General features: G+C 69.1%; 18 protein-coding genes. 4 read left to right on the forward strand and 14 right to left on the reverse strand.

The window, feature by feature from the left end:
- Window positions 1-238: 238 nt before the first annotated feature.
- Window positions 239-643, reverse strand: coding sequence for a LysM peptidoglycan-binding domain-containing protein (locus tag ACSZL9_RS04360; protein ID WP_446664247.1), 405 nt, complete (start codon window positions 641-643; stop codon window positions 239-241).
- Window positions 644-950: 307 nt separating this feature from the next.
- On the opposite strand from ACSZL9_RS04360, the gene lexA reads away from it, so the two are divergent.
- Window positions 951-1667, forward strand: a complete 717-nt coding sequence (gene lexA / locus ACSZL9_RS04365; protein WP_446664248.1) for a transcriptional repressor LexA — start codon at window positions 951-953, stop codon at window positions 1665-1667.
- Here lexA and ACSZL9_RS04370 read toward each other — a convergent pair whose 3' ends face one another.
- The gene (locus ACSZL9_RS04370; RefSeq protein ID WP_446664249.1) at window positions 1668-2498 is read right to left on the reverse strand and encodes an NAD-dependent protein deacetylase; all 831 of its coding nucleotides are present in this window, start codon (window positions 2496-2498) and stop codon (window positions 1668-1670) included. It abuts the gene before it with no gap.
- 40 nt (window positions 2499-2538) lie between these two features.
- Complete coding sequence (locus tag ACSZL9_RS04375) at window positions 2539-3219, reverse strand: GOLPH3/VPS74 family protein (RefSeq protein ID WP_446664250.1); 681 nt, start codon at window positions 3217-3219, stop codon at window positions 2539-2541.
- 137 nt (window positions 3220-3356) lie between these two features.
- Here ACSZL9_RS04375 and ACSZL9_RS04380 point away from each other — a divergent pair, with 137 nt between their 5' ends.
- Entirely contained in the window at window positions 3357-4277 is a 921-nt protein-coding gene (locus tag ACSZL9_RS04380; protein ID WP_446664251.1) for a LysR family transcriptional regulator, read from the forward strand.
- A 28-nt stretch (window positions 4278-4305) separates the two neighbouring features.
- Here the strand turns inward: ACSZL9_RS04380 and ACSZL9_RS04385 are convergent, their stop codons facing one another.
- The 6 genes from ACSZL9_RS04385 to holA form a co-directional block, all read right to left on the reverse strand.
- Window positions 4306-6768 (reverse strand): ComEC/Rec2 family competence protein, encoded by a 2463-nt coding sequence (locus ACSZL9_RS04385; protein ID WP_446664252.1) that lies wholly within the window; start codon window positions 6766-6768, stop codon window positions 4306-4308.
- 6 nt (window positions 6769-6774) lie between these two features.
- Window positions 6775-7812: a helix-hairpin-helix domain-containing protein gene (locus tag ACSZL9_RS04390; RefSeq protein ID WP_446664253.1), complete on the reverse strand. Its 1038-nt coding sequence runs from the start codon at window positions 7810-7812 to the stop codon at window positions 6775-6777.
- Between the two features lie 118 nt (window positions 7813-7930).
- Window positions 7931-8827, reverse strand: a complete 897-nt coding sequence (locus ACSZL9_RS04395) for a DegV family protein (protein ID WP_446664254.1) — start codon at window positions 8825-8827, stop codon at window positions 7931-7933.
- Window positions 8828-8831: 4 nt separating this feature from the next.
- Entirely contained in the window at window positions 8832-11690 is a 2859-nt protein-coding gene (gene leuS / locus ACSZL9_RS04400; RefSeq protein ID WP_446664255.1) for a leucine--tRNA ligase, read from the reverse strand.
- A gap of 235 nt (window positions 11691-11925) precedes the next feature.
- On the reverse strand, window positions 11926-12192 hold the full coding sequence (gene rpsT, locus ACSZL9_RS04405) for a 30S ribosomal protein S20 (protein ID WP_446664256.1): 267 nt from the start codon (window positions 12190-12192) through the stop codon (window positions 11926-11928).
- Between the two features lie 277 nt (window positions 12193-12469).
- Entirely contained in the window at window positions 12470-13435 is a 966-nt protein-coding gene (holA, locus tag ACSZL9_RS04410; RefSeq protein ID WP_446664257.1) for a DNA polymerase III subunit delta, read from the reverse strand.
- A gap of 88 nt (window positions 13436-13523) precedes the next feature.
- Between holA and purU the strand changes: the two genes are divergently transcribed.
- Window positions 13524-14375, forward strand: a complete 852-nt coding sequence (gene purU, locus ACSZL9_RS04415) for a formyltetrahydrofolate deformylase (protein WP_446664258.1) — start codon at window positions 13524-13526, stop codon at window positions 14373-14375.
- A 4-nt stretch (window positions 14376-14379) separates the two neighbouring features.
- Here purU and ACSZL9_RS04420 read toward each other — a convergent pair whose 3' ends face one another.
- The 3 genes from ACSZL9_RS04420 to ACSZL9_RS04430 are packed head-to-tail and all read right to left on the reverse strand — an operon-like array spanning window position 14380 to window position 17407.
- The gene (locus ACSZL9_RS04420; protein ID WP_446664259.1) at window positions 14380-15219 is read right to left on the reverse strand and encodes an ABC transporter ATP-binding protein; all 840 of its coding nucleotides are present in this window, start codon (window positions 15217-15219) and stop codon (window positions 14380-14382) included.
- Window positions 15216-16349, reverse strand: a complete 1134-nt coding sequence (locus ACSZL9_RS04425) for a FecCD family ABC transporter permease (protein ID WP_446664260.1) — start codon at window positions 16347-16349, stop codon at window positions 15216-15218. Before ACSZL9_RS04425 ends, ACSZL9_RS04420 begins: the two co-directional genes overlap by 4 nt.
- Window positions 16346-17407, reverse strand: coding sequence for a FecCD family ABC transporter permease (locus tag ACSZL9_RS04430; protein WP_446664261.1), 1062 nt, complete (start codon window positions 17405-17407; stop codon window positions 16346-16348). The genes ACSZL9_RS04425 and ACSZL9_RS04430 overlap by 4 nt, the downstream gene beginning before the upstream one ends.
- Window positions 17408-17582: 175 nt before the next feature.
- Here ACSZL9_RS04430 and ACSZL9_RS04435 point away from each other — a divergent pair, with 175 nt between their 5' ends.
- Entirely contained in the window at window positions 17583-18647 is a 1065-nt protein-coding gene (locus tag ACSZL9_RS04435) for an ABC transporter substrate-binding protein (protein WP_446664262.1), read from the forward strand.
- 35 nt (window positions 18648-18682) lie between these two features.
- Here the strand turns inward: ACSZL9_RS04435 and ACSZL9_RS04440 are convergent, their stop codons facing one another.
- Together ACSZL9_RS04440 and ACSZL9_RS04445 are read right to left on the reverse strand one after the other, a co-directional pair.
- Complete coding sequence (locus tag ACSZL9_RS04440; protein ID WP_446664263.1) at window positions 18683-20947, reverse strand: ATP-dependent DNA helicase; 2265 nt, start codon at window positions 20945-20947, stop codon at window positions 18683-18685.
- Window positions 20948-21086: 139 nt separating this feature from the next.
- A complete protein-coding gene (locus tag ACSZL9_RS04445) occupies window positions 21087-23762 on the reverse strand; it encodes an MGH1-like glycoside hydrolase domain-containing protein (RefSeq protein ID WP_446664264.1) in 2676 nt (891 codons plus the stop codon).
- Window positions 23763-23767 lie beyond the last annotated feature (5 nt).

Here is a 23767-nt window from a genome sequence, read left to right on the forward strand (position 1 = left end):
CGAACCGGGCGAAAGCTGTGGACGAAGCTGTGGGTAATCGGTGGACGAACTGGGGATGGCGGCCGATGTGTTGTGGACTACATGTGGACGAATGCCATCCGTGTAACTACTACATATAGGGATATTAAGCCGATCGCACCCCAAGTGCAAGACCCGTGAACGCGGGTGGCGAAACCGCTGGTCAGCGGCCCGCGACACGGCGTGTCCGCCCAGATTCCGACCCCGACCCGACGGCCAATCAGTCCGGGAGTTGCAGCTGTCGACCTGCGACCACATTCAGGCCGTTGAGGTCGTTGGCCAGCGCGACCTTGGCCACCGCCTCGGAGGTCTCCATCGACGGGTAGGCACGGTGTGCGATCGCCCACAGGGTGTCGCCCTGCTGGACCGTGACCGTGTGCGTGACCGGCGTCGACGGCGCCGCCCAGGCACGGGCCGCAGCGCCCGCGCCGACGAGCAGCGTCACGACGATCAGCACGCCGAGCAGACGGCGCCCGCGCGCCGTCAACCGCAGGCCGTCCGCCGCCACCCGCACACCGACCGCCGGCCCACCGCCACGTGCCGACGGCCCCGTCGGCACGGCTCGCAGATGCCGGCGCCCTCGACCCGGGTCGGCCGGCGCATCCCACTGCACTGCTGCACTCATCTCTTCCTCCTGAAACTCCGCTGCGATCCGGCGCGCGCCCTGTGACAGACCACCCGGACCTGGCGTCCGATGCGAACAGGCGTGCGATCGCACATCTGTCGGATGTATAGCACGAACGTTCGACCGCGTCGAGACCATCGCCGAGACACGCGTCGTACAGATGTTTGGAAACTGTGTCCGAAACCCATACGCTGTTTTCACGAAGCCAAGGCAAGCACCGACCACCGACAACGGCCGCGGACGCGTCCGTCCGCACCGCTCGCCGATCGCTTCGCGCGAACAGTTCGCCGAGGAGGAGATGACAGCGATGGCACAGGTGCACGAACTTCCCGACCGGACGGGCGAGAGCCTGACTACGCGGCAGCGCAAGGTGCTGCAGGTGATCCGCAATTCCGTTGACCGGCGCGGATATCCGCCGAGTCTGCGGGAGATCGGCGATGCCGTCGGACTGACCAGTCCGAGCTCTGTCGCACACCAGCTGACGATGCTCGAGCGCAAGGGTTACCTGCGCCGCGACCCCAACCGGCCGCGTGCCATGGAGGTCATCGACCCGGACGCGACCGACACCCGCGGCTACCGCGGCGGGTCGAGCGTGCAGGGTGCGCAGGAGTCCGGCATCGACGAGACCGGCCTCGGTGACCAGCGCCCGGAGGCGTCATACATTCCGGTGGTCGGCCGGATCGCTGCCGGCGGCCCGATCCTGGCCGAGGAAGTCGTCGAAGACGTCTTCCCGTTGCCCAAGCAGATCGTGGGCGAGGGCGACCTGTTCCTGCTCAAGGTGGTCGGCGACTCGATGGTCGACGCGGCGATCTGCGACGGTGACTGGGTCGTCGTCCGGCAGCAGCCGACCGCGACCAATGGCGATGTCGTCGCGGCCATGCTCGACAACGAGGCCACCGTCAAGACCTTCAAACGCACTCGCGGCAAGGTCTGGCTGATGCCGCACAACGAGGCCTACGACCCGATCGACGGCGACGACGCAACGATCCTGGGCAAAGTCACCGCGGTCCTGCGCCGGGTCTGATCAGCCGGGGAGGGCGTCGGCCAGCGCGGCCAGCGTCTCGCCCAGCGGCGCGTCGATGCGCACCGACACCTCCTCGTCGGTCGCGCGCGTCCAGCCGTGGGTGACGACGGCGACGGGGATGCCCTCCCGCACAGCCCGCCGGACGAAGCGATAGCCGGACATCACGGCGAGCGACGAGCCGAGCACCAGCACGGCGCGCGCTGACTTGACGGCCGAAAAGCATTGCTCGACAAGTGGTTTCGGCACCGACTCACCAAACATCACCACGTCCGGTTTCAGCAGGTCCGAGCCGCAGACGACGCAGTGCACCAGCCGGAACCCCGAGATCAGCGACTCCGCGATCGCGACGTCGCCGTCCGGGCGCAGCGGCCCGTCCGCCGATCGGTCGAAGTCCGGGTTGGCCAGCTGCAGCCACTCGTCCACGGCGGCCCGGGCATACCGCTCCCCGCACTGCATGCACACCACCTGCTCGAGGCTGCCGTGCAACTCCGCCACGTCCACGGCCCCTGCCGCCTGGTGCAGACCGTCGACGTTCTGGGTGATGATCGGACCGATCACCTGGGCCGCCTGCAGGGCCGCAACGGCGTAATGGCCGTCATTCGGGCGTGCGGAGGCGAACCTCGGCCAGCCCACGTAGGACCGCGCCCAATAACGACGCCGGGCCTCGCGATCGGCGAGCAGCTCCTGAGCGGTCATCGGCTGGAACCTGCGCTCACCGTCCGCCCCGCGATAGTCGGGTATGCCGGACTCGGTCGACAGGCCCGCCCCGGTGAGCGCCACGACTCCCCCGTCACCGAGCAGGTCGGTCAGGGCTGCCAGGTCACGCGCCATCACCGGTCAAAACTCTCACACCGGAGTCTGTCGATCGGCGTCAGCCGCTGATCACGCCGGCCGTCGTGGCAGTCGTGACCGCCACCATCGCGGCAGTCATCGCGTCCTGCGCGCTCTTGACGGCCGCGGCGGCAGCTCCGGCGGCCCAGTCCTGCTCGCCAACTGCCTTGGCGCGCTTCTTGAGTTCGCGACCGGACAACCCGAAGCTGTGGCTGTCGTAGACCTTCGTGACGGCGTCGGCGGCAGCAAGCGGCGCGATCAGACTGCCACTGTGCAGGTCCGGCGCGGCAGTCTCGGCCAGCACGCGACCGCCGCCGGCCACCAGTGCGTCCCTGGCGGCGACGTCGAGCACCGGATATCGGGACGGGTGAAGGAAACCGCCACCAACATGTTGCACCGCACCCGTGTCGACGAGCCGCTGATAGGTGCGGTCGGTCATCCCCTTCGCGACCTCCGGGAGCACCTTCGCCGGCTTCTTTCCGTCCCGTCGCGCGAAGATCGCCAATGCGTTGTCGAGGAGGGGATCGCCGCCGGGTCGAGAGTCCAGCACCGCCACGCGTCCGTTCTTGACCCCGACCCGCTGACAGGCCGCCAGCTCGCACAACGTCGCGCCCGCGAGCGCCAGGTCGAGCCGGGACTTGGCGGTGACCGGCTTGCCGTCGCCGCCGGTCGCCACCAGAAGGAGTTCCTCGCAGATCAACATGTCGGCCACGCTAGGCATGACGCGAGCTTCGGGCATCCACCGCGCGATGTATATCGGCCGCAAATTTCGCCAGCAACTCCGCCAGCAATTTCGGCAGCAATTAGCGATGAAAGCGACAGGTCGTGGCGCAATAACGAAATGTTATTCTTGAGCACATGATCGACGCAGCCGGCCTCCGTGTCATCAAGGCCATCAGCGACCACGGCAGTTTCACCGCCGCGGCCGCCTCGCTGGGCTACTCGCAGCCGGCCATCTCCCAGATGGTGCGCCGGTTGGAGGACCGCACGGGCACCGTGCTGGTCGAGCGCCTCGGCCGCAGCGTCCGGCTGACCGAAGCTGGCCAGGTCCTTGCCCGACACGCCAACCCGGTGCTCGCCGCGCTCGACGCGGCCGAGTCCGAGGTGGCCGCGATCGCGGGGCTACGGGCCGGGCGGGTGCGGCTGATGGCGTTCCCGTCCTCATCCTCGACGCTGGTGCCGCGAGCGCTGGCACTGGTCAAGCAGCGCTTCCCGGACGTGGAGGTCAGTTTCACCGAGGCGGAGCCGCCGGAGTCACTGGCCGCGTTGCGTTCCGGAGAGTGCGACGTCGCCGTCGCGTTCGCCTACGAGGGCACCGACTTGGCGCGCGGCGAGGAGGACATCGACGCGTTCATCACCCGCAAGCTGCTCGACGACGAGGTGCGGCTGGCTCTTCCGCTGAACCACCCGAAGGCCAAGGCGAAGAAGGTCAAGCTCGCCGACCTGGCCGGGGAGCCGTGGATCGCCGGCTGCCCACGATGTCGCGGCCACTTGTTGTCGCTCGCGGCGCGAGCCGGTTTCGACCCCGATGTCGCCTTCGAGACCGAGGATTACGTCGCCGTGCTCGGCCTGGTGTCGGAGGGCCTCGGTGTGGCACTGATCCCCGATCTGATCCGCCGCTCGGCCGGAAACACCGGCGTTGTCACCCTGCCGATGGACCCGGCTTCACGCCGTGCGGTCTACGCCGTCACCACCCCGGACCTGCAGCGGGTGCCTGCCGTCGCCGCAACGCTCGATGCGCTGTGCGAGGCGGCCAGCGCCAAGGGCGTCTGCAGCTGACGCTCTTCCCCGGCGGCTGCGCTGTCGGTCACGGCCGGGCGACGAGCGGCCTGCCGTGCTGCGCGACGATCGCGATGTCGCCGCCACGATCGGTGCGTTCGACCGTTGAGCCGCTGTCCCGCAGCAGGTCGAGCGTGCGCGGCGCCGGATGGCCGTAGTCGTTGTGCGCACCGACGCTGATCACCGCGATGGGCGCGTGGAGAAGGTGTTCGAGTCGATCGTCCTGGTTCGCGGATCCGTGGTGCGGCACCTTCAGCACGTCGACGGGCGGTGCGTCCGGCAACCGTTGCAGTGTGCTGATCACCAGCGCTGCTGCTTCCTTCTCGATGTCCCCGGTGAGCACCAGTCGTAGGCCGCGGCTGCGGACGTCGAGGACGATGCTCGCGTTGTTCTGGACCGAGCCGGCCCGGATGGTCCGGGTAGGTCCCAGGACCAGAGCATGCACCTGACCGAGGTCAAGCACGTCGCCGGTTGCGAGAGTGCGGAGTGACACGTCGTGTCGCGCCGCGAGCGCACGAACGAGGGGCTCCTCGGTCGCTTCGGCATCGGTGTCGGCTGCGGTCCCGGACGAGACCGGAGTGACATAGATCGGCCCCACCCGTCGCCCGCTGAAAACACCGGCCAGGCCACCGACGTGGTCGGCGTGGAAGTGGGTGAGAACCACGGCGTCCACGACGCCGATCTGCAACCGATCGAGACAGTCGTCGATGAGGCCCGGATCGGGACCCGCGTCGACGACCAACGCGTGGCCCGGTCCGGTGGCCAGCACCCCGCCGTCGCCCTGTCCGACGTCACATGCGACGTAGACCCACCCCGGCGGAGGCCACGCACTCACCGGTGTGGGCGCCCATGCCGCTGCGGCCAGCACCGCGCCCGCGCCCGCGAGGTAGGGCCGGACCCACAGGGTGCGCAGCAGCCACACTCCGGCACACAGCGCCACCACGGTGAGTGCCGCGAGCAACAACGCCCCGGCCGCGCCGTCCGGCCATGGCAGTGTGCCGAGCGGCACCCGAGCACAGGTATGCGCGATCCACGCGATCCCCGTTGTCGGCAGCGCTGCGCACCACGCGGTCGCCGTCGCGAGACGCACACTCACCGGCGCGATCAGCACGGTGAGCACGCCGCACATCGTCGCCGGGGCGACCAGCGGCGCTGCGAGCACATTCGCCGGTATGCCGACCAGGCTCACCGAACCCTGCAGCAGCACGATCACCGGAGCGCACATCGCCTGCGCCGCCATCGGGATCGCGACCGCGTCCGCCAGCGGAGCCAGTGGCCGGGGTAGGAACATGGCCATCCGGTCCGCCCACGGTCTGGCGAAGAACAGCAACCCGGCGGTCGCCAATGTGGACAGGGCGAATCCGTAGGACGCCGCCAGCCAGGGGTCGATCACCAGCAGCAGCAACACCGCAGCTGCGAGCACCGGCGGGCCGGCCGCGCGGCGGGCGAACGACATACCGACCAGACCCACCACACCCATGACTGCCGCCCGGACCACCGAGGGCTCCGGTCGGCACAGCAGGACGAACAGGCCGAGCGCGACGGCTGCCATCACCAAGCGCGATCTGCCGCGGATGCGGAACCATCCGGCGACCCACATGCTCGCCAGCAGCACCATCGTCACGTTGGAGCCCGACACCGCATTGAGATGCGTCATCCCGGTGGCCCGCATGTCGTCGTTCAGGTCCTGCGGCAGCCGGGAGGTGTCGCCCATGACCAGTGCCGGCACCAGGCCGCGGGCGTCGGCGGGCAACCCGTCGGTCGCCGCGCGAGTGTCCGCGCGGACGGACTCCACCGCGTCGAGGAGCATGCCCGCGTCGCCGACGACCCGGGGCGAGCCGTGAGCGATCAGCACGGCCTCGATGTCGTCGCCCCGGTCGGCAGGTTGCAGGCGGCCACCGACCTCGACGCGCTCGTGCCAGTGCACAGCGAGCCATCGCTCGTCGCCGATGACCAGCACCGGGGTACGCGGTGCGCTGCGCATCCCGCGCCCGGTGATCTGCCGCACCGACACCTTGGCGATGACCAGACTCTCGCTGCCGTGCAGCCCGGCGCCGACGGGTCGCGGGTCGGAGGTCACCACGGCCTCGACCCGCACGGTTGCCCGCTGCGCGGCGAGCCGGTCCACCGGTCCCGCCTGCCGGGTCATCATGTGTCCGGCGGTCGCGGCACTGACCAGCGCCATTGCGGCGGCAGCGAGGGCGATCGTCTCGGTCAGCCGCCGGCGACGACCCGACGCAGCAGGCGGGTCGGCCCCGGGCTGCCGGTGCCGCAGCACCAGCACGGCGGCGGTCACGCCACCCACGACCGCTGTGCACGCGCTGGCGCCGGCAGGCAGCCGAAGCATGACCAGCGTGACCGGCCAGGCGACAGCCGCTGCGGTGAACAACCGCAGATCCAACACGCCGTGCCCTGCCGAGTTGCTGCGCTCGGTCAGCCCGCGAAGACGCTCCCTGACAGACCTGGCCGCGCCTTCGGAGAGACGTGACACGTCGTCTCAGCCGACACTGACGTGCGGCCGTAGCTGCGCCAGGGTCTTGTCACCGATGCCGCTGACCTCACCGAGCTCGTCGACGGTGCTGAACCGGCCGTTGTCCGCACGCCACTGCAGAATGCGCTGTGCGGTCACCGGGCCAACACCGGGCAGGCTCTCAAGCGTTGCCTGGTCGGCGGTATTGAGGTCGACAACACTTGCCGGCCCGCCCGCTGACCCGGACTCGCCGGCACCACCCACGGCGCTGCTCGCCGGTGATCCCTGCGGTGGCGGCGTCGGGTGCTCTCCCGGCTTGGGCACCTGGATCTGCTCACCGTCGGACACCACACGTGCCAGGTTGATCGCAGACAGGTCGGCGCTGGACAGCGCCCCACCCGCAGCCGACACGACGTCCTGCACCCGCGACCCCTGCTTGACGTGCACGACGCCGGGCTTGTGCACCTGACCGACAACCTGCACCACCAGGGTGGTCGGCGACGCCGAAGAGGACGGGGTGGCGGCTGCGCCGAACCCCTGTCTGGCCGAGTTGCCGGCACCGGCGGGGGCCGCGCTGCCGGCGGCGGTCGAGCCTGCGGTGCTGCGCGGCGCGGAACCTTGCGCAGAAGCCGTCGAGGTCACCGGATGCGGCTGCGCGGATGCGCGCGCCCACAACACCCGGCCACCGAAAACCAGCGCCGCGACCGACACCAGGACCAGCGCACCGATGACCGCGAGCCTGCTCGGCGCCACCTGTGCCCCGAGGAGCGGCTCCGGCGGCCGCAGCAGCGGCTCACGGGGGCGGACCTCGTCGCTGGTCACCCCCGCGGCGTGCCTGCCCCTGCGGGTCGAGTCGGCGCCATTCGTGCGCTCAGCGCGCTCAGTCCGCTCGGCGCGTCGGGTGGCGGCGACCCGACGCGGCAGGTCGGCGACCTTCGAACGCGGCTCGTCAACGACCGAGTCCTGCGACGGCACCCATCCGGGTGCCCGTCGCACCGCTTCGAGCTCCTCGAGCACCGCCGCCAACCGGTCCGGCGTGCCTTCCTCCCCACGTGAGCGTGCCATGTGCGGAACTGTATGTGGCAGAACGGATCCCACGCCCCGGTGAGCGCTTCACCCTGTGGAAAACCAGCGCGTGACGAGGGGATGTGGACAACCAGGTCAAGCAGAGTTCAATCAGGGCTCACTCAGAGGATCCGACGATGCGCGTGCGCCCGGTGAACCGAGGAGTCACCACGACTGCGAGCGTGCCCGGGCCGACATGCGCACCGACGGCCGCACCCAACTCGACCAGCAGCATCCGTCGTGCCGCGGGCAGCTTCTCCGCCAACTGCTCGATCAGCATCTCCGCACGGTCGCGGGAGTCGAGGTGATGGACCGCTACATCGATACCGTCGAGGTCGTCGTGCTCCTCGAGATCGTTGACGGTGTCGACCGCGTGCTGCACCAGTCGCGCGAGCGCTTTGTTCCTGGTGCGCACTCGCTCCAACGGCTCGATGTGCCCGTCGCGGACGGTCAGCAGCGGCTTGATGGACAGTGCCGAACCCATCAGCGCGGAGGCCCGGCCGATGCGCCCGCCCCGGCGCAGGTGCTCCAGCGTGTCGACGTAGAAGACGGTCGTCGAGGCACCTGTATGGCGCCGGGCGGTCGCCGCGACATCCGCCGCATCGGCGCCGGAAGCCGCGCTCTCCGCGGCCGCGATGACCCCGAAACCCATTGCCATGCCGATGGTTTCGCTGTCGATGACGGTCACCGGGATGCGCGAGTCTCGCGCTGCGAGTTGCGCCGAGGACAGCGTCGCCGACATCTGGGACGAGATGTGCACGGACACGATCGCGTCGTGTCCTGCGTCGGCCAGGGCGTCATACAGCTGGGTGAAGACCGCCGGTGACGGCCGGGAGGTCGACACGGGGACGAAGTCGCGCAGCGCCCTGGCCACTTCCTCCGGGGTGACGCCACGGCCCTCGTCGTAGGACTCCCCACCGATCGCCAGGCGCATCGGCACCACTGAGATGCCGTTGGCCGCGGCGACCCCCGACGGCAGGTATGCCGTCGAGTCGGTCACCACTGCAACGGACACGGGACTACCCGACCACCAGGTTGACCAGCTTCGGAGCGCGCACGATCACCTTGCGAATCTGCTTGTCCCCCACGGCGTTCCGGATCTTCTCGCTGTCACGGGCGAGCGCCTCCAGGTCGGCGTCGGAGATGGACGGAGACACCTGCAGACGGTCACGCACCTTGCCCTGCACTTGCACCACGCAGGTCACGGTCTCATCGACCAGCAGCGACTCGTCGGCGACCGGGAACGGCTCGTGCGCCAGCGACGACTCGTGGCCGAGCCGGGACCACAGCTCTTCGGCGATGTGCGGCGCGACCGGTGCGGTCATCAGCACCAGTTGCTCCACGACGGCGCGCGGTGACCCGGCGTCGGCGGCCTCCTTGGTCAGCGTGTTGTTCAGCTCGATCAGCTTGGCGATCGCGGTGTTGAACTGCAGCGCGTCGTAGTCCTTGGCCACGCCGTCCGCCGCCTTGGCCACGGCCCTGCTCAACGTCTCCGACGGGTCTGTGTCGGTGACCCGCACCGCGCCGGTCTCCTCGTCGATCACGTTGCGCCACAAGCGTTGCAGGAATCGCTGCGCGCCGACGACGGCCCGCGTCTCCCAGACCCGTGACTGGTCCAGCGGACCCATCGACATCTCGTAGACCCGGAAGGTGTCGGCGCCGAACGTCGCGCACATCTCGTCGGGTGTGACGACATTCTTCAGCGACTTGCCCATCTTGCCGAACTCGCGCGAAACCGGCTGACCCTGCCAGGTGAAGGTCATCGAGTCGCCCTCGCCGTGCTCCTCCACCTCGGTGGCCGGCACCGGCTGGCCGCGGTGGTCGCGGTAGGCGAAAGCCTGCACGTAACCCTGGTTGAACAGTCGGCGGAACGGCTCCTCGGAGCTGACGTAGCCCAGGTCGAACAGCACCTTGTGCCAGAAGCGTGCGTAGAGCAGGTGCAGGACCGCGTGCTCGACACCGCCGACATACAGGTCGACGCCGCCGGTGTCACCGGGCTTGTCGTTCTTGCCCATCCAGTAGCGCTCGCACTCGGCGTCGACGAACCGCTGGGTGTTGGAGGGGTCGGTGTAACGGATTTCGTACCAGCACGAACCCGCCCAGTTGGGCATGGTGTTGGTCTCGCGGCGGTATTTCTTCGGCCCGTCACCCAGGTCCAGCTCGACCTCGACCCACTCCTCCGCACGGGACAACGGCGACTCCGGCATCGACTCCGCGTCGTCCGGCGCGTAGGTCTTCGGCGAGTAGTCGGCCACCTCCGGCAGCTCGACCGGCAGCATCGACTCGGGCAGTGCGTGCGCGACGCCGTCCTCGTCATAGACGATCGGGAACGGCTCGCCCCAGTAGCGCTGCCGGCTGAAGAGCCAGTCACGCAGCTTGTAGGTGATCGTGCCGCGACCCGCGCCCCGCTGCTCCAGGTAGTCGGTGACGATCTGCTTCGCCTCGTCGATCTCCTTGCCGTCCAACGAGATCCGCTCGTTGGAGGAGTTGATCTTGGCGCCCGGGCCGGTGTATGCCGTGTCCTCGTCGTGCCCCTCGGCGGGTTGCACGGTGCGCAGGTAGGGCAGTTCATACTTCTTGGCGAAGTCCCAGTCACGCGGGTCCTCGGCCGGCACCGCCATCACCGCACCGGTGCCGTAGCCCATCAGCACGTAGTCGGCGATGAAGACCGGAATGCGTTCACCCGACACGGGATTCGTCGCGAACGCGCCGGTGAAGACGCCGGTCTTGGCCTTGGCGTCCTCGGTCTGCCGCTCCAGCTCCGACTTGCGCGACGCCGCCAGCCGGTATGCCGCCACGGCCGCCCCGGGGGTCGCGGCTCCACCGGTCCAGGCGTCCTGGGTGCCCTCGGGCCACGCGTCCGCGGCCAGCGCGTCGACCAACGGGTGCTCGGGCGCCAGCACCATGAAGGTGGCCCCGAAGATGGTGTCCGGCCGGGTGGTGAAGACCTCGATGCGGTCCTGCACACCGTCGACCGCGAATTGCACTGCAGCGCCGCCGGATCGGCCGATCCAGTTGCGCTGCATCGACTTGACCGACTCCGGCCAGTCCAGCCGGTCCAAGTCGTCGATCAGCCGGTCGGCATACGCGGTGATGCGCATCATCCACTGCGGCAGGTTGCGCTGGAAGACCGGCATGTCGCCGCGCTCGGTCAGCCCCTCGTTGGTGACTTCCTCGTTGGCCACCACGGTGCCCAGTCCGGGAGCCCAGTTGACCGGGACTTCCTTCTTGTAGGCCAGCCGGTGGTCGTCGATCGCGTCGCGGCGCTCCGCCTCGGACAGGTCGGCCCACGCACGCCCGTCGGGCGTCGGCACGTCACCGGACTCGAACGCCGACACCAGCTCTTCGATCGGTCGGGCCTTGCCGGCGCGCTCGTCGTACCAGGCGTTGTAGATGCGCAGGAAGATCCACTGCGTCCACTTGTAGAACTCCGGGTCGATCGTCGCGAACGCCCGACGCTTGTCGTGGGACAGGCCCAGTTGCCGCAGCTGCCGGGTGTAGGTGACGATGTTGTCCTCGGTCGTCTTGCGCGGGTGCTGCCCGGTCTGCACGGCATACTGCTCGGCCGGCAGGCCGAAGGCGTCGAAGCCCATCGTGTAGAGCACGTTGTTGCCGGACATCCGCTGATAACGCGCGTAGACGTCCGTCGCGATGAAGCCCAGCGGATGGCCGACGTGCAGGCCGGCGCCGCTGGGATAGGGGAACATGTCCTGCAGGAAGTATTTCGGGCGGCCGTCGATCGCCTCGGGGTCGGCCCAGGGGCCGGCCGGGTTGGGCGCGTGGAAAGTGCCCTGCTCCTCCCAGCGGTCCTGCCACGTGCGCTCGATGTCGTTCGCCAGGGCCGCTGAATAGCGGTGTGCGGGCTGGTCGTCGGTCATTCGTCCGTCCTTCAGGTCAAAGCTCTACGTGCGCGTCGGACTCGTCACATGAAAAGACCCCTCGTTGCACAGAGGGGTCAGCCGCGTCGAAGTCCGCCTAGCGTCGACGCGGCCGGCTAAGAAGAAGCAACTGCCGCACGGCATTCAGATTACCGCACGGCTCTCGGGGTACGACGAAGGTCCGGTCTCGCCCCCTTGCAGGGACGGCACCGGACCTCGTGTCGTGCGGAGCCGATCAGGCGTCGAGGCTGTTGACGGCCTTCGCCAGCGCCGACTTCTTGTTGGCGGCCTGGTTCTTGTGGATGACGCCCTTGCTCACGGCCTTGTCCAGCTTCTTGGACGCGGCGGCCAGCATCTCGGTGGCCTTCGCCTTGTCGCCCGCCTCAACGGCGGCGCGGGTGTGCCGGATCCAGGTGCGCAGCTCCGACTTGTAGGCGCGGTTGCGCTCCGTGCGGATCGCGTTGGTCTTGACCCGCTTGATCTGCGACTTGATGTTTGCCACGTGTAGTACTTCCTTGGTCGAAACGATGTTGGTTGTCAATGAGGGTTGACGCGCGCAACCGGCGGATGGAGCGTGGGGACACTCGGGCGATGCCGTCTGCGCGATGGTGCTCGCATGCGCGCACGACCAGAGCGCGCACGCAAGAACCAAAGTTACCAGCGGCGCGTCATTCCGCCCAAATCGGGATCTCGATACGCCGCTCGTCCCTCACGGCACTCGATCAGCTTGCGCGGGCATACGCCGCTCGTCCCTCACGGCACTCGATCAGCTTGCGCGGTCAGCCGTTGCGCTCGGCGGTGATCGTCATGATGCCCCGCTCGAGGGCGTAGACCGGATCGCGACCACCGCCCTTGACGTCGAAGTCGGCTGCCGCCACTGCTTGTATGGCGCGGCCCAGCCGCTCGCCGTCCCAGCCTCGCGCATCGCGGCGCGCTCGGTCGACCTGCCAGGGCGCCATACCGAGTTGTTTCGCCAGCTGGCCGGACGGGCCACGCCCTGCGGTCGCCACCCGCGCGATCTGCCGCAACTGGCTGGCGAGGACCGCGACGATCGGCACCGGATCCAGCCCGGAGGCGAGCGCATGCCGCGCCAGGCGCAGCGCGTCGGGCAGGTCACCGCGGATCGCGGCGTCGGCGACCCGGAAGCCGGTGGCCTCGACCTTGCCGCCGTAGTAGCGCTCCACGACGTCGACGGTGACCAGGCCCTCGGTGTCGCCCACCAGCTGCTTGCACGCGGAAGCAAGCTCACGCAGGTCCTTGCCGACGGCCTCCAGCAGCGCCCGCACGGCGTCCGGCGCCGCCTTGCGCCCGGCAGTCCGGAACTCATTGGTGACGAACGCGGACTTGTCGCGATCACTCTTGATCGCCGGAGCGTCGATGACCCGAGCACCGGCCTTCTTCAGCGCGTCGAGGGCCTTCTTGCCGCGCATGCCACCCTTGTGCTGGACGATGAGCGTCGCGTCGGCTGGTCCGTCCTGCAGCCCTTTGACCACGTCGACGACGTCGGAGATCAACTCCTCGCGGCCCTCGTCGAGGTCGCGCACCAGCACGATCTTGCTGCCGCCGAACAGGCTGGGGCTGGTGTGCAGCTGCAGCTCCCCGCCCTCGTAGCTCGCTGCCTCGATGCGCACGAGCTCCGCCTGCGGATCGCCTTCGCGTAACAGTGCAATGGTGCTCTCGGCCGCACGCTCGGCGAGGATCTGCTCGGGCCCGGCGATCAGCACCAGCGGCGGGACGTCCGTCATGGCGCTAACTGTGCCATCCGGCACCGACCACGTGTCGAGGGCCGGACGGTTACGGTCCTCCGGCGCGCGAAACCGTAGGGTTCGCGCCATGACCGACAGCTCGCACTTCGTCGTCACCGCGTCCTGCGCCGACCGCCCCGGGATCATCGCCGCCATCAGCCGCGAGCTGGTGCGGCACGACGCGAACATCGACGAGTGCCAGCAGTTCGGCGACCCGCAGACCGGGCGGTTCTTCATCCGCGCCGGCGTGCACGGGCCGGTCGACGAGGACACCCTGCGGGCGTCGTTGGCTCCGGTCGCCGACCGGTTCGGTATGACGTGGGGCCTCTTCCCCGCGCAGCAGCCCGTCAAGACCCTGGTGCTGGTGTCGAAGCTCGGGCACTGCCTCAACGACCTGCTCTACCGACAGCAGGTCGGGTCGTTGCCCATCGACATCGTGGCGGTCGGCTCCAACCACCTGACGTTCCAGAAGTTGGTGTCGTCGCACGACATACCGTTCCACCACGTCCCGATCACCAAGGACACCAAGGAGATTGCCGAGGCACGCCTGCTGGAGCTGATCGACGGCAGCGGCGCCGAGCTGGTGATCCTCGCCCGCTACATGCAGGTGCTCTCACCCGACCTGTGCGAGCGCCTCGCCGGTCGTGCGATCAACATCCACCACTCGTTCCTGCCCAGCTTCCGCGGAGCGCGCCCCTATCACCAGGCGCACGAGCGGGGCGTGAAACTCATCGGGGCGACCGCCCACTACGTGACGCCGGACCTCGACGAGGGCCCGATCATCGAGCAGGACGTCGCGCGCATCGACCACGGCTACTCCCCTGCCGACATGGTTGTCGCCGGACGTGACGTCGAGTCCCAGGTGCTCGCCCGGGCGGTCACCTGGCACGCCGAGCACCGGGTCTTCGTCAACGGCCCCAGCACCGTCGTCCTGCGCTGAGGATTCAGCCTCTCGTCTTCTGACCGCGCGGGACCACCATCGGGATGCCGGTGCGCGGATCGGCCACCATGTCGGCGTCCAGTCCGAAGACCCGTTGCAGCAGCACCGCATCGATGATCTCGGCCGGATCCCCTTGTGCCACAACGTGACCGCCGCACATGACGACGACGTGATCGCTGAAGCGGACCGCCAGATTGAGGTCGTGCAGGACCATCGCGACGGTGGCACCACGCTCCCGGTTGAGCCGGCACACCAGGTCCAGTACGTCGACCTGATGCGCAAGGTCCAGGTAGGTCGTGGGCTCGTCGAGCAGCACCAGGTCGGTGTCCTGTGCCAGTGTCATCGCGATCCAGACCCGCTGCCGCTGACCGCCGGACAGCGCGTCGACCGGACGGTCGGCGAGGTCGAGGATGCCGGTCCAGCGCATCGCCTCGGTGACGACCTCCTCGTCACCGTGCGACCACTGCTGGAACCACCGCTGGTGCGGGTGCCGCCCCCGGCCGACGAGGTCGCGCACCAGCAGGCCCTCGGGCGCGAGCGGGCTCTGCGGCAGCAGCGCCAGGGTCCGGGCGAGCTGCTTGGCCGATCGCGAGCCGATGGGCGCCCCGTCGAGCAGCACACTGCCCTCGCTCGGGCTGAGCAGCCGGGACAGCGTGCGCAACAGCGTCGACTTGCCGCAGCCGTTGGGTCCGATGATGGTGGTCACCTTGCCGTCCGGGACACACAGCGACACATCGTGGACGACGGGTTCGTCGCCATACCCGACAGTGATGCCGTCGGCGACCAGCCGGCCGGTCGGCACAGACTGCGTCAGCTCACGGGGGTGCACGGTTGTCTGAGTCATGCGTTGTCCTGCCTTTGGGTGCGGATCAGCAGATAGATGAAGTACGGCGCGCCGACCAGCGAGGTGACGACGCCGACGGCGAGGCCGGTGAGCCAGAGCCGGGTGATGACGTCCGCGCCCTGGACGAGCACTGCGCCGACGAGGGCAGAGGTGAGCAGCGGCGGCCGCGAGGTGCCGACGAGCCGGCGCGCGATCTGCGGACACACGAACGCAACGAAGCCGATCGGTCCGACCGCGGAGACTGCGACGGCGGCGAGCAGCACGGCACACAGCAGCGCGACCGCCTGAGCCCGCGCCGGCCGGACACCGAGCGCGTGCGCCGTGTCGTCACCGAGTTCGACGATGTTCAGCCCCGAGCCCTGCCACAGGGCCAGCGGCGCGACCAGCACGATCACGACCACGAGCCACTCGACGTTGCTGCCGGTCGCACCGGTCAGCGACCCGGACAGCCACACCTGCGCCGACGCGGCGGTCTGCAGGCGCGCCGTCACCAGCAGCCATGAGGTGCAGGCGGTCAGCGCGGCGGCGATCCCGATGCCGACCAGCACCAGCCGCCGACCGTCGAGACCGTGTCGCCAGCCGGCGACATACAGCAGGGCGGTGGCGAGCAGGGCACCGCAGAACGCCGCGAGTGGCAGCGCAAGATCGCCCGAGACCCCGGCCGGCACGCTGCTGTCCGCGGCTGCGAACAACACGATGTAGCCGACCGCCCCGACGGCTGCGCCGGCGTTGACGCCGATCACGTCGGGGCTGGCCAGCGGGTTGCGGGCGATGGTCTGGATCAGGGCACCCGACAGGCCCAGGGCGAGCCCGGCCAGCAGGGCGACCGCGGCTTCGGGGAAGCGGACACCTCGGACGATGAAGGAGTTGACGCCCTCACTGTCACCCAGCAGGGCGCGGACCACATCGACGAAGGGGATCTGCAGGTCGCCATAGGCGAGGTCGACGACCAGTAGGACGAGGACGAGCACCGCTGCCACCGTTGCGCACAGCACCGCGCGGGGGTGGACCCGCCACGATGCGGGACCGACGCGCAGGGCGGGTCGCAACCGGCCGGACCGGGCACCGGCGGAGCTGTCGCCGGTCCCGAGCTCACGGGTCTCCTCCCGCGACGTGCTTGCGGTGATCACAGCTGCACCAACCGGGCTCGTCGGACGAGGAGGACGAACGCCGGGCCACCGATGAGCGCCATCACGATGCCGACCTGCACCTCGGCGCCGCCGGCCATCACGCGGCCGAGGACGTCGGCGAGGGTCAGCACCATGGCGCCGATCAGGCCGGAGTAGGGCACTATCCACCGGTAGTCGGGACCGCACCAGAAGCGCGCCACATGCGGTGCGACCAGGCCGAGGAAGCCGATCGGTCCGCACGCCGCGACCGCACCACCGGTGAGCAGCATGACCGCGCACACCCCGAGGAACTTGTGCAGCCCGGGGCGCACGCCGAGCGCGCGTGCGGAGTCGTCACCCAGCTGCAGCAGATTGATCGCGGGGGTGCAGATGGCGGCCAGCACCACCCCCAGCCCGATGAACGGGATGACCTGCCAGAAGACCTCGATGCCGCGGCCGCTCGCCGATCCCACGACCCAGAAGCGGTATTGATCCAGGGTCGAGACGTTCGAGGTGATGATCGAGGTGATGATCGCCTGGGCAAGCGCGCTGACGGCCGCACCGGCCAGGATCAGTGTCAGCGGGGACGGCCCGCCACGGACGGCACTGATGGAGAAGACGACCCAGGCGGTGACACCCGCTCCGAGCAGCGCGAACCAGGTGTATGCCGCCGGCGAACCGATGTGCAGCCAGAAGATCGCCAGGACGACGGCGAGCGACGCACCCTCGGAGACCCCGAGCAGACCCGGGTCGGCCAACGGGTTGCGTGACTGTCCCTGCATCAGCGCACCGGAGAAACCGAGCGCCAGGCCGACCACGAGCAGCAGGAGCGTCCGCGGGAGTCGCAGCTGCTGGATGATCGCCGACGCCTGTGAGTTGTCCGCGTCGAAGAGGACGTGCACGCTGCGCACCGGATTGATGCCGACATTGCCGACCATCAGGCTCAGCACCCCGCACAGGAGGACCGCGACCGCGAGCGCTCCGATCACGAACCAGGAACCCGTGCGCGCCTTCGGCCCAGTCGAATCAGACTGTGCCGGAGGCGAATTCGCTGGTTCGGTCTTGTCGAGGATGGTCACACGTGCTCCGTCGGCGGGGACTGACGGCCGGGGGTGGTCGTCGTCGTACAGTCAGCAAGGTTAGCCTTACCAAATGTGAGACGCGACCCGGTCCCGACGATGTGTCCGGAATCACCCGCCCCGCGGGACTCACACCGATACCTCTCCCCCGCACGCGACCACAGTCAGGAAATCCATGCAACCCTCCCGTCGTCATCTGCTGTCCGGAAGTGCTGTCCTCGCCCTCGGCACCTTGCTGGCTGCCTGCGGCAGTGACTCCGGCGGGACGTCGAGTTCCTCCGGTGAGGGATCGGCTCCCTCGTCCGGGGCGTTCCCGGTCACCGTGAAGCACAAGTACGGCTCGACGACCGTCAAGAAGGCTCCGAAACGCGTTGTCTGCGTTGGAGTTTCAGAGCAGGACACACTGCTCGCGCTCGGCGTGGTCCCTGTCGGGGTCACCTCCTACGTCAGCGGCGCCCCGGGTGAGATCTACCCCTGGGCCAAGGACAAGCTCGGCTCGGCGCCGCTGCCCGAGGTGCTCGACGGGCAGAAGCTCAACCCCGAGAAGATCGCGGCGCTGCGGCCCGACCTGATCCTCGCGACCTACTCCGCACTCACCAAGGCGCAGTACGACGAGCTGAGTCACCTGGCTCCCACGGTCGCCCAGCAGAAGGGCACCCCGGACTACGGCACGCCATGGGACGTCACGGCCCAGATGACGGCCGACGCCATCGGCAAGGGCGCCGAGGGCAAGAAGCTGGTCGCCTCGGTCAAGGCGAAGCTGGCCAAGGCCAAGAAGGACCATCCGCAGTTCCACGGGAAGGACGCCGTGGTCGCCACGACCTACGAGGGCATTTACCTCTACGCGCCTGCCGATGCCCGGTCGGTGATCCTGCACGAGCTCGGCTTCTCCTACCCGGCGAAGTTCAAGAACATCGGTGGGAAGAACTCCTTCGGCGGCTCGATCAGCGCCGAGCGGGCCACGCAGGTCGACTTCGACGTGGTGGTCTGGCTGAACTCCAAGTCCGAGGTCGACAAGGGGACCGGCGGGCTCTGGGAGAAGACGACGGCGGCGAAGGAGGGCCGAGGCATCTTCATCCCCTCCTCGGTCTCCGGCGGCAAGAAGATGAGCACCTACGCGACGGCCTTCAGCCTGGTCACTCCCCTGTCGATCCCGTGGCTGCTGCAGCGCTATGTGCCGCAGCTGGTTGCTGCGGTCGACGGCAAGGTCTCGACCAAGGTGCCGTCACCCACGAAGTGACCGCCGCAGGGGCCGCGCCGAGCTGACTGTCACGGTCAGCCGATCCCCAACTGCACCAACCGGTTTCGTATGTCGTCCAGCGGCTTGTCGAGGTGCTCGGCGAGCTCCTGCGGGTCGAGCCCGAGGTCGGCGCCGTCCCGCAACTCCTCGTCGTCCTCGGCAGACCAGCCGGAGACTGGCGGGGCGGCCGCGGCCGGCTCCGGTGCAGGCTCCGGCTCGGCTGTCACCTGCGTGGCCATCTCCGGGGTGACCTCGGGGGTGAGCTCGGCCGGCTCGTCGTGGGTCTCGTCCGCGGCCACTTCCGCTGCTTCGGTCGCGGCCCGCTCGACGATGGGCGTGTCCTGCGCGGCGGTCGGCGCGGAGTGCTCGGACGCGGTCTCGTCGAGCCTCCGGAGCGCCTTCAACACGAGTGCACGGTCCGTCGTCGGCCAGAAGGGCGGCAGCGACTTCTGCAGGAAGCCGGCATACCGCGCGGTGATCATCCGGGTGTCGAGGAATGCCACGACGCCCCGGTCGTCGCTGCTGCGCACCAGCCGCCCGGCACCCTGAGCCAACCGCAGTGCGGCATGCGTGGCCGACACGGACATGAAGCCGTTGCCACCGCGGCGGGCGATCTCCTGCGATCGCGCCGACGCCAGCGGGTCGTCCGGTCGTGGGAACGGGATGCGGTCGATGATCACCAGTTGGCAGGACGGGCCGGGCACGTCGACCCCCTGCCACAGGGTGAGCGTCCCGAAGAGGCACGTGCGCGGGTCGGCGGCAAATTGGGCCACGAGGGTGCGGATCTGGTCATCGCCCTGGCACAGGACGGGTATGTCGTCGCCGAACCGCGAGCGCATCTCCTCCGCCGCGGCGCGGGCTGCGCGGGTCGAGGAGAAGAGCCCGAGGGTCCGTCCGCCGGCGGCGCGCACCAGCGTCTCGATCTCGTCCATCGCCTGCGTCGAGGTGCCGTCACGACCCGGCGGCGGGAGCTGCGAGGCGACATACGCGATGGCCTGCCGGGGGTAGTCGAAGGGTGACCCGACATCGAGGCCGGTCCACCGCGGACCGCCCTCACCGCGCAGTCCGAGGGTCCCGGCGACCGAGTCGAACGAGCCGCCCAGCTCGAGCGTCGCGGACGTCATGATGACCGTGCGATCGCCGAAAACCTTGTCCCGCAACAACATTGCGACGCTCATCGGCGCAACGCGCAGGATCGCGCCGCGGCGCTGGTCCTGGCTGACCCAGACCACGTCGAGCTCCCGGCCCTCCAGGATGCGGTCGCAGTTGTCGAAGATCTCGTCGATCGCGGCACGGGCCACCTGGCGGGACGCGTCGTTGTCCGCCGGCGATGCCGGTTTGAGCTCGCTCTGCACCGAGCGGGCGGCGTCACGCACGCGCGTCAGGGCCAGCCCGAGGTTGTCCGGTATGCCGAGCAGGCGGCCCTCCTGCATGCCGTTCAGCAGCTCTTGCAGCATCTCGCCGGCCTCGCGCATGGTCGAGGCGTCCGCCATACGCCCGCAGCGGCGTGCCGCCGTCGAGATCATCCCGCCGGTGACCTCGTCGGTGATCGTCGAGGTGACCCGGTCGACCAGCTCGTGCGCCTCGTCGACCACCAGCAGGTCGTGCTCGGGCAGCATCTGCCGCCCCTCGAACGAGTCGATCGCCATGAAGCTGTGGTTGGTGACGACGACGTCGACCTCCTTGGCAGCGGCGCGTGACCGCTCCACGAAGCACTCGGTCACCATCGGGCACTTGGAGCCGAGGCACTCCTCGGCAGACACCGAGACCTGCCGCCAAGCCCGCTCGCTCACGCCGGGGACGAGCTCGTCCCGCTCGCCGGAGTCGGTCTCCTGCGCCCACTCGCGCAACCGGAGCACCTCCTCACCGAGCTTGCCGGCGTTGCGGTCCACCTCGCCGACATCGAGCAGCGCGTCCTCCTCCTCGGGGTAACCGCCCTCGATCTTGTGCAGGCACAGGTAGTTTCGGCGTCCCTTGACCAGGCCGTAGGTGGGCCGGCGGCCGAGGATCGGCGCGAGTGCATCGGCGATCCGCGGCAGATCACGGTCGACGATCTGGGCCTGCAGGGCGAGCGTCGCGGTCGCGACGATCGCCGGTCGGCCGGACTCGACCGCATGCCGGATCGCCGGCACCAGATAGGCCAGGGACTTGCCGGTGCCGGTGCCGGCCTGCACCAGCAGGTGCGAGCCGTCGCCGGCCGCCTGGTCGACGGCGCGCGCCATCTGCTGCTGCCCGGGTCGATCGGTGCCGCCGACTCCACCGACGGCTGCGTGCATCAGGGCATCGAGGTCGGCAGGCATCCCCACAGGGTATGCCGTCGCCGTCCTGCCGATCGCACCGTCCACAACCCCACCGCTCGACCGGCATACCGCATGCACAAGCGGCATACGGATCAACGCGGAATCGGTGTGCCGGTCAATGCAGGGGTATGCCGGTCGATCAGGGGGTCTCGGCGGTGCCGCGGCAGATGAGGTAGGCGACCAGGGCGGTCCAGCCGGTCTGGTGGGTCGCACCCAGGCCCGATCCGTCGTCGCCGTCGAAATACTCACTGAAGGTGGGGTGCTCGTCCCACAACGGTCCGCTCGGATACCACCGGGGCGTGCCCGGTCGACGGCCGGACGCATCGGCGCGGAAGAGCCCGACCATGCGGTCCATCAGGTCGGCGGTGACCGCGGCGAGCGTGCGCTGCTGCCCCGAGCCGGTCGGGTGCTCGACCCGTTCGTCGGGATCGGCCTCGGCATACGTCGCCAGCGCGTCGAGCAGCAGGAAGTTGATCGGGAACCACACGGGCCCGCGCCAATTGGAGTTGCCGCCGAAGAGTGCGCTGTCGGACTCGGCCGGCGTGTAGCCGACCGAGAAGTCGGCGCCGTCGACGTCGACCGTCAACGGGGTGCGGTATGCCGCCGAGAGCGACCGGATGCCGTGCGGCGCCAGGAACTCACGCTCGTCGAGCATCCGGGCGAGTAGCCGGGCACGCCGCTCGGCCGGCACCAGTGCCATCGTGATGCGGTTGTCGTCGTGCTGCTGGTGATGGGCCAGCACGTCGGCCAGGCCGGTGTCGCGCCGCTCCAGCCAGTGCACCTCGCTGAGCAGATCAGGCAGTTGCCGGGCGACCACGGGATGCACGGATTCGACTGCGACCAAAGGCATCAGGCCGACCAGCGAACGCACCGGCAGCCGCTCGCTGGACCCGTCGGCGCGCACGATCGCGTCGTAGTAGAACCCGTCGTTCTCGTCCCAGAGCGAGATGCCGGTGCTGCCGAAGTTGGTCATCGCCCGGGCCAGCCGCAGGAAGTATTCGAAGAAGGTGCGCACCGACCCGCTCCAGCTGCGGTCATGTCGTGCCAGCTCGACCCCGATCCGCAGCATCGACAACGCATAGAACGCCATCCAGCTGGTCGCGTCCGACTGCTCCAGCCGCATACCGTCGGGCAGCGGTTTCGAGCGGTCGAACGGGCCGATGTTGTCCATGCCGAGGAAGCCGCCCTCGAAGAGGTAGGAGTCGTCGGCGTCCTTGCGGTTGACCCACCAGGAGAAGTTCATCAGCAGCTTGCTGTAGACCCGTGCAAGGAACTCCCGATCCGCCTCTCCCTCAACGTCTTTCGCCAGGGAGTAGACCTGCCAGGCGGCCCAGGCGTGCACCGGTGGGTTGACGTCGTCGAAGTTCCACTCGTAGGCGGGCAACTGACCGTTGGGATGCTGTGCCCACTCGCGCACCATCAGCTCGATCTGGTCCCTGGCGAACGCAGGGTCGATCAGCGCGAGGGGCACGGTGTGGAAGGCCAGGTCCCAGGAGGCGAACCACGGATACTCCCACTCGTCGGGCATCGAGATGACGTCGGCGAGGTCGAGGTGCGACCAACCGATGTTGCGGCCACCGGGTCGGCGGCGCTGCGCCGGCGGGGGCGGGCCTGCCGGGTCTCCCTCCAGCCACTCGTCGACGCCGTAGCGATAGAGCTGCTTGCCCCACAACAGGCCCGCGAACGCCCGCCGGGCGATGAGCGTGTCCTCCTCACTCGCGGTCGCAGGTATGACGCCCCGGTAGAACTCGTCCGCTTCGTCCGCTCGCTGCTGCAGCACATGCTCGAAGTCGGCGAAACCGCCGGACGCTGCTGTGTCGAAGAACGCATGCTCCCGTCCGGGGCCTTCGGCGACCGCGGACATGCGCAGCCGGACGGTGCGGGTCTCCCCTGGCGCGATGTCGTCCAGTTGCCACCAGAAGCCGACCTTGGTGCCGTGGTCGGCGCGGGTAGCGGACTCGTCGCCGTGCACGACCGCCCGGTCGATGCCGTTCTTGGGGCAGTCGGTGCGTGGCTCCGCTCCCCAGAGACCCACATTGTCGGTTTCGTTGTCACAGAACACGATTCGCGGATCACTGTCGGTCTCGAGCCGGTAGGTGCCCAGCCAGTCGTGCTGCAGCTCGACGGCCCCGTCGGCGAGCCGCATCGTCGGGGTGCGATCGTCGCGTCCGAACGCCCAGATGTTGCGGAACCACGCCTGCGGGATCAGGTGCAGGTCGTGGGTGTCGGGACCGTGGTTGGTCACGTCGACCTGCAGCAGCAGGTCCGTCGGTCCGGCCTTGGCATAGGTCACCGCGACATCGAAGAACCGGTCGTCGTCGAGCACCCCGGTGTCGGTCAGCTCGAACTCCGGATCCTGTTTGCCCCGTGCGGCATTCGCGGCCACGAGTTCGTCATACGGGAAGGGTTCCTGCGGGTAGCGGTAGAGCCAGCCGGCGTAGGAGTGCGTCGGTGTGGCGTCGGTCGGCCACCAGACCTCCTTGACGTCCTCACCGTGGTTGCCCTGGGCGTTGGTCAGCCCGAAGAGGCGTTCCTTGAGCCGGTCGTCCTTGCCGTTCCACAGCGCGATGCCGAGATTGAGGAAACCGAAGCGGTCGCAGACCGCCGCCATACCGTCCTCGCCCCAGCGATAGGCACGACGGTGCGCCTGGTCGAAAGGCAAGTAGTCCCAGGCGTTTCCGTCTGCGGAGTAGTCCTCCCGCACGGTGCCCCACTGGCGTGCGGAGACATATGGTCCCCACAACCTCCAGGGGTCACCCGCGTGCGGCGAGGAAGCGATGCGTGCTTGTTCAGAGCCGGCTGCTGGTGACGTCACGACAC

The sequence above is a fragment of the Flexivirga sp. B27 genome, assembly GCF_052905685.1.

Bases quoted from the DNA above. Each gene is read 5' to 3' on its own strand.
- ACSZL9_RS04360 (WP_446664247.1), bottom strand. From the start codon at position 643: ATGAGTGCAGCAGTGCAGTGGGATGCGCCGGCCGACCCGGGTCGAGGG.
- lexA (WP_446664248.1), top strand. From the start codon at position 951: ATGGCACAGGTGCACGAACTTCCCGACCGGACGGGCGAGAGCCTGACT.
- ACSZL9_RS04370 (WP_446664249.1), bottom strand. From the start codon at position 2,498: ATGGCGCGTGACCTGGCAGCCCTGACCGACCTGCTCGGTGACGGGGGA.
- ACSZL9_RS04375 (WP_446664250.1), bottom strand. From the start codon at position 3,219: ATGCCTAGCGTGGCCGACATGTTGATCTGCGAGGAACTCCTTCTGGTG.
- ACSZL9_RS04380 (WP_446664251.1), top strand. From the start codon at position 3,357: ATGATCGACGCAGCCGGCCTCCGTGTCATCAAGGCCATCAGCGACCAC.
- ACSZL9_RS04390 (WP_446664253.1), bottom strand. From the start codon at position 7,812: ATGGCACGCTCACGTGGGGAGGAAGGCACGCCGGACCGGTTGGCGGCG.
- leuS (WP_446664255.1), bottom strand. From the start codon at position 11,690: ATGACCGACGACCAGCCCGCACACCGCTATTCAGCGGCCCTGGCGAAC.
- holA (WP_446664257.1), bottom strand. From the start codon at position 13,435: ATGACGGACGTCCCGCCGCTGGTGCTGATCGCCGGGCCCGAGCAGATC.
- purU (WP_446664258.1), top strand. From the start codon at position 13,524: ATGACCGACAGCTCGCACTTCGTCGTCACCGCGTCCTGCGCCGACCGC.
- ACSZL9_RS04420 (WP_446664259.1), bottom strand. From the start codon at position 15,219: ATGACTCAGACAACCGTGCACCCCCGTGAGCTGACGCAGTCTGTGCCG.
- ACSZL9_RS04435 (WP_446664262.1), top strand. From the start codon at position 17,583: ATGCAACCCTCCCGTCGTCATCTGCTGTCCGGAAGTGCTGTCCTCGCC.
- ACSZL9_RS04440 (WP_446664263.1), bottom strand. From the start codon at position 20,947: ATGCCTGCCGACCTCGATGCCCTGATGCACGCAGCCGTCGGTGGAGTC.